Annotated in this window: 11 protein-coding genes; 3 read left to right on the plus strand and 8 right to left on the minus strand. The window is 69.9% G+C overall.

Going from position 1 to position 14060, the window contains the following annotated elements:
• A partial coding sequence (locus RN729_RS01375; protein ID WP_310781840.1) for an MBL fold metallo-hydrolase occupies nucleotides 1-752 on the plus strand: 752 nt, incomplete at its 5' end.
• A gap of 15 nt (nucleotides 753-767) precedes the next feature.
• Nucleotides 768-3596, plus strand: coding sequence for a 2-oxoglutarate dehydrogenase E1 component (locus tag RN729_RS01380; RefSeq protein WP_310781841.1), 2829 nt, complete (start codon nucleotides 768-770; stop codon nucleotides 3594-3596).
• Between the two features lie 67 nt (nucleotides 3597-3663).
• Here RN729_RS01380 and RN729_RS01385 read toward each other — a convergent pair whose 3' ends face one another.
• Complete coding sequence (locus tag RN729_RS01385) at nucleotides 3664-4743, minus strand: tetratricopeptide repeat protein (RefSeq protein WP_310781842.1); 1080 nt, start codon at nucleotides 4741-4743, stop codon at nucleotides 3664-3666.
• A gap of 142 nt (nucleotides 4744-4885) precedes the next feature.
• On the opposite strand from RN729_RS01385, the gene RN729_RS01390 reads away from it, so the two are divergent.
• Entirely contained in the window at nucleotides 4886-5950 is a 1065-nt protein-coding gene (locus RN729_RS01390; RefSeq protein WP_310781843.1) for a M48 family metallopeptidase, read from the plus strand.
• Here RN729_RS01390 and RN729_RS01395 read toward each other — a convergent pair.
• From RN729_RS01395 to RN729_RS01425, 7 genes are all read right to left on the minus strand, one after another.
• Nucleotides 5947-6264, minus strand: coding sequence for a hypothetical protein (locus tag RN729_RS01395; protein ID WP_310781844.1), 318 nt, complete (start codon nucleotides 6262-6264; stop codon nucleotides 5947-5949). The two genes, RN729_RS01390 and RN729_RS01395, sit on opposite strands and share 4 nt — an antisense overlap.
• Nucleotides 6265-6395: 131 nt before the next feature.
• A complete protein-coding gene (locus RN729_RS01400) occupies nucleotides 6396-7676 on the minus strand; it encodes a hypothetical protein (RefSeq protein ID WP_310781845.1) in 1281 nt (426 codons plus the stop codon).
• A complete protein-coding gene (locus tag RN729_RS01405) occupies nucleotides 7673-8305 on the minus strand; it encodes a cytochrome c (RefSeq protein ID WP_310781846.1) in 633 nt (210 codons plus the stop codon). The genes RN729_RS01400 and RN729_RS01405 overlap by 4 nt, the downstream gene beginning before the upstream one ends.
• The gene (locus RN729_RS01410) at nucleotides 8302-8805 is read right to left on the minus strand and encodes a DUF3341 domain-containing protein (protein WP_310781847.1); all 504 of its coding nucleotides are present in this window, start codon (nucleotides 8803-8805) and stop codon (nucleotides 8302-8304) included. Before RN729_RS01410 ends, RN729_RS01405 begins: the two co-directional genes overlap by 4 nt.
• Nucleotides 8798-10153, minus strand: a complete 1356-nt coding sequence (gene nrfD / locus RN729_RS01415; protein WP_310781848.1) for an NrfD/PsrC family molybdoenzyme membrane anchor subunit — start codon at nucleotides 10151-10153, stop codon at nucleotides 8798-8800. The genes RN729_RS01410 and nrfD overlap by 8 nt, the downstream gene beginning before the upstream one ends.
• Nucleotides 10153-13254 (minus strand): 4Fe-4S dicluster domain-containing protein, encoded by a 3102-nt coding sequence (locus RN729_RS01420; RefSeq protein ID WP_310781849.1) that lies wholly within the window; start codon nucleotides 13252-13254, stop codon nucleotides 10153-10155. The genes nrfD and RN729_RS01420 overlap by 1 nt, the downstream gene beginning before the upstream one ends.
• Complete coding sequence (locus RN729_RS01425) at nucleotides 13242-14051, minus strand: cytochrome c3 family protein (RefSeq protein ID WP_310781850.1); 810 nt, start codon at nucleotides 14049-14051, stop codon at nucleotides 13242-13244. The genes RN729_RS01420 and RN729_RS01425 overlap by 13 nt, the downstream gene beginning before the upstream one ends.
• Nucleotides 14052-14060 lie beyond the last annotated feature (9 nt).

A 14060-nucleotide genomic window follows, 5' to 3' on the forward strand; every position in this document is an offset into this window, starting at 1 on the left:
TGGTCGACGACCAGTTCGCGCCGCTGGCGGACAAGATCCGTGACGCGCTGCGCGAGGTGGGACAGTCGGAGGAGGCGGCGCAACCGCAGTTCATCCTCAACACCCACTTCCACGGCGATCACACGGGCGGCAACGCCGAGTTCGGAGACGCCTCCACGATCGTCGCGCATACGAACGTGCGCTCGAGGCTCAAGGCGGGCGGATCGCCCGACGTGGCCCTGCCCGTCGTCACCTTCGACGACGCCCTCTCCATCCACTTCAACGGCGAGGAGATCCGGGCGTTCCACATCCCGCACGGACACACCGACGGGGACGCGCTCATCCACTTCACGGGCTCGAACGTCCTCCACATGGGAGACGACTACTTCTCCGGCCTCTTCCCCTTCGTCGACATCGACAGTGGAGGGAGCGTGGAGGGACTCGAGAAAGCGGTGGCACAGGTGCTCGACAACGTGCCGGCGGACATCCACATCATCCCCGGACACGGTCCGCTCTCCACCGTGGACGACCTGCGGACGTACCACCGCATGATCACCGAGACGATCGCGATGGTCCGCGGCAAGATCGACGCGGGAATGAGCAGTGAAGAGATCCAGAGCGAGGGCGTCGCCGAGGAGTGGGCGGACTGGAGCTGGCAGTTCATCTCGACGGAACGCTGGCTCGACACCGTGCACCGCAGCCTTTCCGGAGCCGCGGGCGCCGAGAACGTCGAACACGGCCACGGCCACGGCCACGGCCATGGCCACCACTAAGCGAGCGACGACCGGGTGAGCGACGACGGAAACCGCTCCGCCGACGGGAGCCGCATCCCCGCCGACCACGGCTGGGTCGCGGACGGCTACAACGCGGGGTATGCCGAGGGGCTGGTCGAACGGGCGCTGCGCGACCGGGGTGTGATCCCTCCCCCGCTCGCGGGCTGGGACCCATCCGCGGAGGCGGTCTTCGAAGCGCCACCGAGGACCGTCGTCCCTCCCCCTCCCCCCGCTCCTCCCCCGCCCGCGCCCACGCCCGCCGAGGCGGAGGTCGTGGCGACGGAGGATCTCCGGCTCGCCGCCATCGCCGGGGCCCTCGTCGAGGCCTACCGCGCGTACGGACACCTGGGGGCGCGCATCGACCCGCTTGGCTCGGAGCCTCCGAGGCACCCGATGCTGGAACCGGAGTATCACGGCATCCGCCGCGAGGAACTCGCACGCGTGCCCGCCTCCGCCGTCTGGCTCAAGCACCTCGGTGACAACGCCGCCGAGGTCGTGGACCGCCTCGAGGAGATCTACTGCGGCCCGATCGGCTACGAACTCGACCAGGTGGAGAACCCGACCCAGCGCGACTGGCTCGTGGACTACATCGAATCGCACCGCCACCGACTCCTGATGAGCCGCGAGCGGGCGAAGGCGTGCCTGGAGTGGCTGACCCGAGTGGAGGGGCTCGAGACCTTCCTGCACCGCACCTACCTCGGGAAGAAGCGGTTCTCCGTAGAGGGACTCGACATGCTCGTGCCGATGATGCGCGGGATCATCGGGAGCGCGGGGCGGCGCGGGGCGCGACAGGTGTTCGTGGGGATGGCGCACCGCGGGCGCCTGAACGTGCTGGCCCATGTCATGGGGCTGTCCTACGAGTCGATCGTGGCCGAATTCGAGGAACAGGCCGCGCGCGGCATCATGACTGCGCTCCCCGAACACGGCTCCGGCGACGTCAAGTACCACGTCGGAGGCCGGTCGCAGGTCGCGGAGGACGAGGTCGAACTGGACGTGCGGCTGGCCCCCAACCCGAGCCACCTCGAGCACGTGAACCCCGTCGTCCTCGGCATGGCCCGGGCCGCGCGCTTCACCGGCGAGGCCTCCGATTCCTCGGCGATCCTCCCCATCATCATCCACGGCGACGCCTCCTTCGCGGGGCAGGGCGTCGTGGCGGAAACGCTGAACCTGTGCCGGCTGCATGCCTACGAGACGGGCGGCACGCTTCACATCATCACGAACAACCAGCTCGGCTTTACGACCCTTCCCGGCGACAGCCGTTCCACGCGGTATGCGAGCGACCTCGCGCTCGGCTTCCGGCTCCCCGTCGTGCATGTGAACGCCGACGACCCGGAGGCGTGCATGGCCGCGGTGCGGCTCGCCATCGACTACCGGTTCGAGTTCGGGGAGGATCTGGTCATCGACCTCGTGGGCTACCGGCGCTACGGGCACAACGAGGGGGACGAACCCTCGTACACCCAGCCCATGATGTACGAGCGGATCGCGTCGCACCCGCGGGTGCGCGCGCAGTTCGCGGAGGCCGTCATCGAGCGGGGGCTCATCACCCGCGACGAGGCTGACGACCTGGTCGCGGATGTGGAGGAGGAACTCGATGCGGCGAGGGGGGCGATCGCCGCGCACAAGGCAGCGGACGAGCGGACGGGCGCGGCGCCGGACCCGAAGCGTCTGCTGGATCCGGCGGAACCGGCGCGTCCGACGGGCATCCTCGAGGCGCGGCTGCGGGAGCTCAACGAGGCGATCCACCGTTGGCCCGAGGACTTCAAGCCGTTCCACAAGCTCGGGCGGCAGCTGGAACGCCGTCGCACGGCGCTGGACGAGGGGATCGACTGGGGCCACGCGGAAGGGTTGGCGCTCGCGGGTCTGCTCACGGAGGGCGTGCCGGTGCGCCTCACCGGCGAGGACACCGAGCGCGGCACGTTCAGCCACCGCCATCTCGTGCTGCACGACGCCGAGGACGGGCGTCCGTACGCGCCCATGGCCCACCTCGAAGAGGGACAGGCGGCGTTCCGGATCGCGAACAGCCCCCTATCCGAGATCGCCACGCTGGGCTTCGAGTACGGCTTCTCCACGATCGCCGCCAACGCGCTCGTGATGTGGGAGGCGCAGTTCGGCGACTTCGGCAACGTCGGGCAGGCGATCATCGACCAGTTCATCGTGTCGGGCCGCACGAAGTGGGGCCTGGAGTCCCGGCTCGTCCTGCTCCTACCGCACGGCTACGAGGGGCAGGGCCCGGAACACTCGAGCGCCCGACTGGAGCGTTTCCTGCAACTCGCGGCCGAAGGCAACATCCGCATCGTGAACTGCACGACGCCCGCGCAGTACTTCCACGCGCTGCGCTGGCAGGCGCTGCGCGCGACCTGCCGTCCCCTGATCGTGATGACGCCGAAGAGCCTGCTGCGCCACCCGCGCGCCCGCTCGACGATCGGCGACCTCACCGGCGGCGCCTTCCGTCCCGTGCTTCCGGACCCCGACTTCCGAGCCGATCCGTCCCGCGTGAACCGGGTCATCATCTGCAGCGGGAAGGTCTACTTCGACCTGCTCGCGGAAGCTCCGCCCGCGCACGACATCCCGATCCTGCGCGTGGAGCAGCCCTACCCGTTCCCGGCGGAGGAACTGGCTGCGGCCCTCGCCCCGTATCCCCGCGAGGCGGAGATCTGCTGGGTTCAGGAGGAACCTGAAAACATGGGCGCCTGGACGTTCATGCGCCCCCACCTGCGAGAACTCATCGGCCGAGAGCCCGTCTACGTCGGCCGCCCCGAACGCGCGAGCCCCGCGGAGGGCTACTTCGGCAGGCACGTCCGCCGACAGCGCCACCTCCTCCGCGCCGCGCTCCGCCTGGACTGACGACACTCCAGAGTCCGGATATCCACGACCGCCGAGTACCACGCCCTCGGCGGCCCCGGCGCCGGGATCAACGGCCGCACGCCTGTCGTTCCGGGTCGGGGTCGCCGGTTCGGCGCGTGAGGTCGGCGCTCAGTTCTTCGGCCAGCGACACGTCGTCGTGCGTCATGTACTCCCAAAGGGCCTGCCTGCGCCGGTCCGCTTCCTCGTGTCCCTGTTCGGCGGCGAGGTGCAGCCAAGCGTAGGCGTGCATGTCGCGTGACATGTACTCGGCCGCGAGGGAGAACTGCGCGTCCGCGTAGCCGCGCTCGGCGGCCGCGCGCATCCACCGCACGGCCTCGGCCGTATTGCCGTGCCGGGCGTAGAGGAAGCTCAGGTTGTACTGAGCGACGGGATCGCCCTGCTCCGCCGCCGCCCCGAACCAGTACATCGCCTCCACGTCGTCCGGGATCACGCCCAGCCCCAGCGCATAGGCCTGGCCAAGGTGGTTCTGGGCCCCGGCGTGGCCCTGTTCGGCGGCGGCCCGAAACCAGCGGATGGCCGCGTCGCTGTCCTGCGTCACGCCGTTTCCGTCGAGGTGCCGCAGGCCGAGCGCGTTCCGGGCCCCCGCGTGTCCCGCCCGAGCCGCCGTCTCGAGCCACGCCACGGCCGCCGAGTCGTTCCTCGCGACGCCCCGGCCCGCGCCGTAGAGGAGGGCCAGGTTGTACTGGCCACCCGGGTAACCCAGCGTCGCGGCGGCATCGACCCATCGCACCGCCATCGCCGTGTTCCGTGGCACGCCGTACCCGTGCAGGTGCATCAGGCCCAGCGTGTTCTGCAGGCCGGGATCGCCGGCCTCCGCGGCGGCGGTGATCGCCGCCAACGCCTCTTCGCTACCCCGTCCGGCGGCCGCGCACAGCCAGCGCGCCGACGCGGGCGTGTCCCTCTCGACCCCCTCGCCTCCGAGGTAGAGCAGGCCGAGACTCGCCTGGGCCCCGGCGCGACCTTGTTCCGCCGCACTGACCAGCCACGACAGAGCCTCGGCGTCCCCCGCACCCGCCCTCTGCCGGAGGGTTTCGTGGAACGGCGCCGGCGACCGGTCGCACGCGGCGGCGGCCAGGGCCACCAGAAGCGCCGCCGCGGCCCGCGTGCGCAACAGGCTCTCACTCACTCTCCACTCCCCACTCCCCACCTCCTCGACGAGTCCACGCGCTCCCGTCGCTTTCGACCCCGATAAGCACACGCTAAGGTACTGCGAAGCCGTCTCCGGGAGACCGTTGTCGGCGCGCGGGGCGGTGTCGAGGGGGGTGTCCATGAAAGATTCGTTGCTTCCGGGATTCATCTTCCTGGCGGCCATCTCCGCATGCGCCAAGCCCTCCACCGTAGCCTCGGATCCGTCGCCGGCCGGCATCCCTTCCGTGGCCGGCGAGCGAGCGTTGCAGACGGAGGCGGCCGTTCGCACCCGCGAGGCGCGCCTCCAGCGGCTGGACGACGTCTCGCTTCCGCTTCTCCGGCAGGGACCGGCCCTTTGCGGCCACGAGGTGAGCCACTTCGGATTTCGATACCTCGCGCGGGAGGAGGTCGAGGACGAGGCGGAACGCGACGCCTATCGCGAACTGTTCGGCGTCGGAGAGCGGCCCACGATCATCGGCGTGACGAGCGGCGGCGCGGCGCAGCGGGCCGGCCTCGTCCCCGGCGACGTGATCGTCGAGCTGGGCGGCGTTGAAGTGCCGTCCGGCGCGCAGGGGTCCGTCGAGATCGCCTTTCAACTCGTTCGGCGGCGGGCGGGGGAGCCGCTGCCCGTGGTCGTGCGCCGGGGCCGGGAAAGCGTGACGCTGGAGATCACCGCGGAGCGAGGCTGCGACTTCCCCATCCACCTGTCGCCGAGCGATGAGATCAACGCTTCCGCCGATGGCCGCTGGATCCAGGTGAACGCGGGCCTGCTGCGGTTCCTGGAATCGGACGAGGAGTTGCAGCTCGTCATCGCCCATGAGATGGCGCACAACACCATCGGCCACTCCGCGCAGGACCGCGAGTACGACAGGCTGCGGGGCCTGCGCGGCGCCGTTCGCGATGCCGCCGCGGCCGCGGCGGGCGGCGTCGCACCGCCAGGGGAGTTCAGCCAGACCCAGGAGCGCGAGGCCGACTACGTGGGCATGTACTACCTCGCCAGGGCGGGCATCGACACGCGCGGCGTGGCACGCTTCTGGCGGCGCATGGCGGCGGAAGATGCCGCCGGGATCCGGGATCGCGGGGACGCCACGCACCCCGCCTATCCGGAGCGTTTCCTCTTCCTGGAGGAGGTCCACCTCGAGATCGCGCGGAAGCTGGAGGCGGGTGAAGCGCTGATCCCCGACCGCGTATTCAGGCGCTTCTAGCGGATTCGGGTCTGGATCGTCCGCTTCATGTCCGAGAGTTCCGAGACCACCTTCTGGTGGAGGACGCCGAGCGCCTGGCTGTTGCCATCTTCCTCGGAGTCGGAAAGCTCTTCGAGGCGCGTCTTCGCCCCGTCGTACTTGCGCTCCAGCCGGTCGATCATGGCCATGATCTGAACCTTTCGGCCGGCGCGGGCCTCGCGGAGCTTCACCCTCAGCTCCTCGGCCCCCTCGCGGTACTTCTCGACCGTCGCGGTCGTTCGCTGCAGCAACTGCTCGTAGTTGTCGGAAAGCTCCATCCAAACCGCCTCGGTCAAGAACTTCGCGGCACGAGGCCACGCCACATCGGCGAGGTCCACACCGTCACGTCATACGGCCAGCGTTGAAAGTAGACGCCGAAGGGCAGCCGGGGCACCCCCACGTCCGCGGGGCGGCGACCGGCGGAAGCCTACGGGCCGCGGCCGGGGCTCCCCAGCGCAATCGTCTCGCGCATCGGAACCTTCGGGAAGGTCGTCGAATAGGCGCCGTACGCGAGCGCGAACAGGCCGACGAAGCCGACCGAGATCATCGCTTCCGGCACCCCGAGCGGCAGTCCCTCCCCATGCCAGATCGACGGCGCCACCATGTTCCAGCGCTCGACCCAGAAGCCGATCAGGATCAGCAGCCCGACGAACGCCAGCCAGCGCGAACTCATCTTCGGGCTCCGCCCCAGGAGGAAGGGGAAGGGGAGGGCGAAGATGAGCACCATCTGGAGCCAGAACATCCAGCCGAAGGCGCCCGTCGAACGGGGCATGAAGAAGTTCGTCTCGCGCGGGATGTTGCCGTACCAGATGACGAGGTACTGGGCGAACCAGAGGTAGGTCCAGAACGCGACGAAGGCGAACGTCAGCTTGCCGAGATCGTGGAAATCGTACTTCCCCCACAGCCGGATCCCGCCGGTCCCCCCGTTGTAGCGGTGGGCCATGATCGCGACGAGCGCGAGCAGGCCGAGCCAGCCGCCGATGAAGTAGTACGGCCCCCACACCATGCTCATGAAGCCCGGCGTGAGCGACATCCCGAAATCGAACGCCAGGAGCGAGAAGATGACGGCCCAGCTCAGGATCAGCACGGCGGACAGCCGCCCGATCCGGCTTCGGCAGCGCTCGACCTCCACCTCGTCTCCGCGCCAGCCCCGCGCGAAGAGGGAAACGACGGCCTTGCGCCAGCCTCGGTTCTCCGCCGCGACCAGCGGCGCGTCCGCCCGGATCGAGTAGAAGAGCCAGACGAAGCCGAGCAGATAGAGCACGGCGAGCAGGACCCCGTTCCGCAGGAAGACGCCTTCGAGCGTCAGCCAGTCGCGGTTCAGGTGCGATGTTTCCACCGGCCCGATCCACGGGAAGACGTGTTCGGCGCCGAGCCGGAGCGCGAAGAAGAGGGCGAAGGAGATGGGGAGGAAGGCGCCCGCGGCCTCGGCCAGCCGGCGGAAGCTCTTGCCCCAGTGCCCCTTCGCGACCTGGAGGACGGCTCCGAAGACGACGCCCGCCATCGAGATCGCCGTCCAGAAGAGGAAATTCGACCACACGCTCATCCAGGCGCGCTGCGCGTCCGCGCCGACCGTCGTCGCAAAGCCCACGGCCCCGACCGCGACCGCCGCGAGCCATACCCCGAGCCACACGGTCGGAATGCGGCCGCTGATCGTCTTCAGCGCCTCTTCCGTGGTGAGGACCGGGCGGTCCCCGCCGCCGCTCACTGCCCGCCTCCCGTCCCGGGGCTCTCGGCTCCTGCCGTATCGGCCGCCGCCGCTTCAGCCGCCGCCGCCTCGGCCGCTGCCGCGTCGGCCGCTGCCGCTTCCTCGGCCATCGCCTCGGCCTGCAGTTGCCGCACGTACGCGACTAGGTACCAGCGGTCCATGTCCGGGATGCGCCGGTAGGGCGGCATCAGCCCGCGTCCGTTCGCGATCATGCCCCAGATGTAGCCGTCCGTGTATCCGCGCGTGAGTTCGCCGCGGATGTTGAGGAGCGGGATGTCGGGAATCCGGTTCTGTCCCACGACGGAGCCGTCGCCCGCCCCCGTCACGCCGTGGCAGGGCGTGCAAAACTGGCTGTACAGTTCCGCCCCGCGAACCAGGTCGGCTTCGGTGCCCGAGATCGGGCTGACGAGCATGGTATCGGCCGCCATCAGGTCGTACGTGCGCTCGCCGTCGATCGGCATCGTGCCGGGCACCGGCAGCCGCGCCCGCTCCTCGTAGGCCTCCACCGAGGGCTGCCAGGACATCGTGTTGAAGAACGGCGTCCGCTGCTCCAGATGCTTGATCTGGTCGTCGCAGGCGCCGAGCGCGAAGGCGGCGAGGACCACGGTCGCGGCGGCCCGGGCGGTCATGCCTGCACCTCCACGTCCACCGCGGAGGTCTCGCGCACGAGCGCCTCGGCGGCGGCGGTGCCTTCGCCGTTGGCCGGGACGAAGATGCCCCAGCGGTCCACCGAGAAGGAGGTTCGATACGCCGGGTCGAGGTTGATCACCGGCCGCTTCGTGTGCACGAGCAGCGCAACGAGCCCGAAGATCCCCGTGAGCAGCACCGTGAGCTCGAACATGAACACGACGAACGGGGGCAGCGACACGAGCGGCTTGCCCTGCGTCACGAGCGGGTAGGCCAGCGAGGTGCCCGCCGTGAGCAGCACCCCGAGCGTACACCCGGTGATCGCGCCCGTCAGCGCCCACACGCGCACCGGCGAGGAGTGGATGTCCATCGCCTCCTCGATCTCCGGCGACGGAATCGGCGAGAAGACCTCGATGTCGCGGTGTCCCGCGTCCCGCAGCCGCGCGATGGCGTCGAGCGTGCCGGGCAGCGTGTCGTACTGCCCCAGGACGCCGCTACTCATCGTCATCCCCGTGTGCGTGTGCGTGTTCGTGCGCGAGATGTTCCTTCACCTCGGCGATCGAGATCACCGGCAGGCTGCGCGAGAAGAGCAGGAACCAGAAGAAGAACCAGCAGAAGCTGCCGACGAGAATCGACATCTCCACCCAACTCGGCGTGTACAGCCCCCAGCCGCCCGGTTCGTACTCGTGGGCGAGCGAGGTCACGATGATGACGAACCGCTCGTACCACATCCCGATGTTGACGAAGATCGTGAGCGCGAACAGCGCCGGCAGGCTCGTGCGGACCTTCTTGAACCATAGCGCCTGCGGCACGACCACGTTGCAGAACACCATGACCCAGAACGGGAGCGCGTAGGCCCCCAGCGCCCGCCAGCGGAAGCTCTCGATCTCGATCGGGTCCGCCGAGTAGTAGGCGAGGAAAAACTCCGTCCCGTACGAGAAGCCGACGATGAGCGACGTGAGGAGCACCAGCTTCGCCATGTTCTCGAAGTGGTTCTCCGTGATGTACGCCTCGAGCCCGAACGCCCACCGCAGCGGGATCATGATCGTGATCACGAGGGCGACCCCGCTGAAGATCGCCCCCGCCACGAAGTACGGGGCGAAGATCGTCGAGTGCCAGCCCGGCACGATCGAGAGGGCGAAGTCCCACGAAACCACGGAGTGCACCGACAGCACCAGCGGCGTCGCGATCCCCGCCATGTAGAGGTAGATCCGGCGGTAGTGCCGCCACTCGCTCACCGTCCCCTGCCACCCGAGCGAGAACGCGCCGTAGATCTTGTACATCCAGCCCTTCGCCCGGTCGCGCAGGATCGCGAAATCGGGGATGAGCCCGGTGTACCAGAAGAGCGCGGAGATCGTGAGGTACGTCGACACCGCGAACACGTCCATCACGAGCGGCGACCGGAAGTCCGGCCAGATCTGCCGCTGCGACGGATACGGCATCAGGTAGTAGAAGTACCAGACGCGACCCAGGTGGATGAGGGGGAAGAGCCCCGCCGTCATCACCGCGAAGATCGTCATCGCCTCCGCGGTGCGGTTGATCGTCGTGCGCCACCCGGAGCGGAAGAGGTAGAGGATCGCCGAGATCAGCGTCCCGGAGTGGGCGATCCCGACCCAGAAGACGAAGGTCGTGATGTACACGCCCCAGAAGACGGGGTGCGTGATGCCCGCGACGCCGATGCCGGCCCCGATCTGGTAGAACCAGGCCCCGAACATGAGGGCGAGACCCGCGGCCGCGACCCCGAGCACGAGATAGAAGCGCTTCTCGGGCATCGCGATCGGCCGCGTGATGTCGCGGTTCGCGTCGGCCAGCGTCGGGGGGGCGGGCACCTTCGCCTCCGCGGTCGCCATCAGTGCGCCTCTTCGCCTTCTCCGGCCGCGGCCGGTTCACCGTGCCCGCCGGCCGCCATGTGCTTGTGCGTGACGTCCTCGAGGTAGGTGATCGCGGGACGCACGCCGAGTTCACCGAGCGCGTGGTAGCCGCGGGCGCTCTTCGCCTTGCGGGAGACCTCGCTCTCCGGGTCCTTGAGATTGCCGAAAGTGATCGCGTTCGACGGACAGCTGGACTGGCAGGCGGTCATCACCTCGCCGTCCGCGACCATCCGCCCCTCATCCTTCGCGTCGATCTTCGCCTTGTTGATCCGGTGCACGCACATCGTGCACTTCTCCATCACCCCCACCTCGCGGACCGTGATGTCCGGGTTGAGCTGGAGGTTCAGGGGCCAGGGGAAGGCCCCGCCTTCGCGGCCGCGCTCGTTGTCGTGGTTGAACCAGTTGAAGCGCCGCACCTTGTAGGGGCAGTTGTTCGCGCAGTACCGCGTGCCGACGCAGCGGTTGTAGACCTGGACGTTGAGCCCCTCCGGGCTGTGGTACGTCGCGTAGACCGGGCACACCGGCTCGCAGGGCGCGTCGCCGCAGTGCTGGCACAGCATCGGCTGCTGCACCGTCTGGAATCCGCCGTCCTCCGTCTCCTCCTCGAAGCGGTGGATCCGCATCCACGACATCTCCCGCCGGAGCGCCGCCTGCTCTTCGCCCACGGTGGGGATGTTGTTCTCGGAGTAGCAGGAGGTGACGCAGGCGCCGCAGCCGGTGCAGGCGTTGAGGTCGATGGTCATGCCCCAGCGGTACGGGCTGTTCGGATCCGAGTCCCACGCGGCCTCGACCATCTCGACGAGGTCGATGTCGTGCGCCTCGATCTCGTGGAGCGCGTCCTCGACGTTCATCGCGTGGACGATTTCGCGGTCAAGGTCGTCGGTGGAGCCCTGCGTGACGACGAGCCGCGCGGTCTCCTCCGTGGCCGAGACGGTGACCGCCGTCCCGGCGTATGCCAGCGCGCCGGAGCCGGGGTCCGCGTTCGCCGCGAGGAGGTCCAGCGGGTTCACGCCGCGGTTCCGCGCGTGGCGGCCGTATTCCGTGTGCCCCTGTCCGAGCGGGATCGCCACCGTGTCGGGGCGGATGCCGCGGTACACGTAGACCGGCGCCTCGATGGCGCCCTGGTCGGATTCGACGCGGACGACATCGCCGCGGTCGACGCCGAGCGACTCGGCCATGTCGGGGTGCATCTCGACCCAGGAGTTCCACACGACCTTCGAGATCGCGTCGGGCTGCTCCTGCATCCAGGAGCGGTTTGCGCCCCGGCCGTCGTAGAACTGGGCCGTCGGATACACGACAAGTTGCGTGCCGGCGGGCGCCTGCGGGAGCGCGAAGCCGCTGCCGTCGCCCCCCGCGGGCGCATCGTCCGCACCGGCCCCCGCGTCGCCGTCGCCCGCCCATGCCGCCGCCGAGGCGCCGCCGCGCCGGAGCGCATCGAGCCAGGCGGCGTGGCCGCCGAGCCGCTCGGTCCAGGTGTTCCGCAGCACGGTCGCGTAGTCCGTCCCGCTGAACGCGCCGCCCTGTCCCGCCGCGTTGGTGACGTCCAGCAGCAGGTCTTCGCGCTGGCGCGTGTCGAACACCGGGTGCATGAGCGGCTGTCCGAGCGCCATCGCGCCGCCCGCCAGTTCGGCGTCGCACCACGACTCGAGCGCGTGGTGGCACGGGAGCACCCAGCCGCAGGCCGAGGCCGTCTCGTCGAGGTGCGGCGTGACCGCGACCGTGTTCGCCACGTTGGCCAGCGCATCCGCGAACCCCGCGGCGGCCGGGAGCGCGTAGGCGGGATTGCACCCGGACACGATGAGCGTCCGTACCTGGCCGGCCCGCATGCGCCCGATCAGGGCCTGCATGTCCGCGAAGCTCGCCGTCGTCCCCTCGGGTGCGCCGCCTCCCGGGAAGACCGAGCGACCCGTCGCGCCGAGGAGCTCGTTGAGCGCCGCCACCGCCTGCTGCGCCTGCCGGGCATCGGCTCCCTGCGACTCGATCCCCGGCGGAATCGCGACCGCGTTCTCCGCGGCGGCAAGCTCCTCTCCCAGCGCGCGGATCGCGTCCGCCGAGACGCCCGCGATTTCGGCGGCCGATTCCGGCGACACATTGGGCAGTCCGGCGGGAAGCTCGGCGCCGCGTGAGGCGGCCACGACGCCGGCGACCGCGAGCGCTACGGTGCCCTCGGTGCCTGCGCGCGCTTCGACCCACTCATCCGCGTTCGCGCCGGTGAGCGAAAGGCGCGGCCCGACGAAGGTGAACTTCGCGTGGTGGTGGGCGTCGATGTCCCGCGCAGCCGCGAAACCTGCGGAAATCTGCGTCGGTGCGAGCCAGGTGCCGAGGAAGTCGGCCCCGAAGCAGGCGATTCGGTCCGCCGAGGAGAGATCGAAGCGCGGCATGCCCGCGCCGCCGCTCACGTCCGCGGTCCCCGTCGCCAGCGCGTCGTTCGAGAACGGCTCCCAGGCGATGTGCTCGACTCCCATCACCCGAGCCCAGTCTGCGATGAAGCGGCCCGTCGTCCCCGTGACCCGGCCCGTCAGGAGCACCGCGCCGCCGACGCGCACCGCATTCGTGAGCGCGGCCGTCGCATCTTCCCAGTTCGCGTACTGGAAGGGAGGCGCCCCATCCTCCGTCGACGGATTCTGCTGGAGCGGCTGACTCACGCGATCCGGATCGTAGAGATCCTGCAGCGTCGAGTGCGTGAGCGACGAAAGGCCGCTCGTCCCGCCCCCGAACCGGTCGTTGGGGCTCAGGCCGAGGACGCGGCCGTCGCGCACCTGCGCATGGACGGCGACCGGTTCCGGCCCCGCATCCGCCAGCACGGTCGCGTAGGTCTCGGAAACGCCCGGCGTGATCCCCTCTTCCTCGACGAGGCTGGGGATGAGCTTGTCCCCGAAGTTCGGCGGCCCGCACGCCGCCAGCGTCGCGGCTCCGGCCCCGGAAGTTCCCAGCACCTTCAGGAAGCGGCGGCGGGAAGTCCCCGTTCCGTTCGCCGCCGCGCCGTTCAGGGCCTCCGGCTCCGGCGTGGCGGCGCCCGAACCCGTCCCCCCGCAGCCGCAGCCGCCGCAGCCGTCGCTGCTCCCGTTCAGTAGTGACATGCCGCGCAATCCGTGGGAGCCCGGGTCCGGCCGTAGTCCGTGTTGATGTCCCTCGGGTAGAACCCCTCGGGCTGACGAGGCGCCGGCGCCCGCGGCGGCGGGTTGTCCCGCGCCAGCGTGTGATCCGTCGCGACATCGCCCTCGAAGGGAGCCTGCCGGTGGCATTCGAGGCACCAGCCCATCGTGAGCGGCGCCCACTGGTAGACCCGGTCCATCTCCTCGACCGGCCCATGGCAGTCCTGGCACTCGAGGTTCCGCACGTGGGCCTTGTGGCTGAACTGCACGAACTCCGGCAGCTTGTACACCCACTCCCATTCGATCGGCTCGCCGCGCGCCTCGTACTGGCGCAGCTCCTCGACCGGCGGCAGCCCCGTGCCCGCGATGCGGTGGCACCCCATGCAGACCTCGAGCGACGGAACGACGCCCGACACCGACCGCTCCGTCCCCACATGGCAGTACATGCAGTCGATCTGGAGGTCCGTCACGTGGAAGCGGTGGTTGAACGGGATCGGCTGCTCGGGTCCGCGGCTCGCGTTCTCGTGATCGTAGATCGCGCGCCACTGCGGCGGCATCGTCGCGAGATCCTGCTCTTCGGCGAACTGCGCGGCCGCGGCCGCCGTCTCGCCCTCGCCCGCGGCCTGCGGATCCGCGCTCTCCTGGACGTGCAGGAAGGAGGACGGATCGAGGCTCGCGGCAGCGATCTCGAGTTCGCCGGTTGAAGGCCGGTACAGCGCCAGAGCGGTGGCGCCGAGGGCCGCGACGAGGACGCCCGCGGCCACGCGAGAGCTTATCTTCATCCGCCTCTC

Source organism: Candidatus Palauibacter polyketidifaciens (assembly GCF_947581785.1).
GTDB lineage: Bacteria > Gemmatimonadota > Gemmatimonadetes > Palauibacterales > Palauibacteraceae > Palauibacter > Palauibacter polyketidifaciens.

Coding starts and splice junctions, on each gene's coding strand:
- RN729_RS01390 (WP_310781843.1), top strand. CDS start 4,886: ATGAAAGATTCGTTGCTTCCGGGATTCATCTTCCTGGCGGCCATCTCC.
- RN729_RS01405 (WP_310781846.1), bottom strand. CDS start 8,305: ATGACCGCCCGGGCCGCCGCGACCGTGGTCCTCGCCGCCTTCGCGCTC.
- RN729_RS01410 (WP_310781847.1), bottom strand. CDS start 8,805: ATGAGTAGCGGCGTCCTGGGGCAGTACGACACGCTGCCCGGCACGCTC.
- nrfD (WP_310781848.1), bottom strand. CDS start 10,153: ATGGCGACCGCGGAGGCGAAGGTGCCCGCCCCCCCGACGCTGGCCGAC.
- RN729_RS01420 (WP_310781849.1), bottom strand. CDS start 13,254: ATGTCACTACTGAACGGGAGCAGCGACGGCTGCGGCGGCTGCGGCTGC.
- RN729_RS01425 (WP_310781850.1), bottom strand. CDS start 14,051: ATGAAGATAAGCTCTCGCGTGGCCGCGGGCGTCCTCGTCGCGGCCCTC.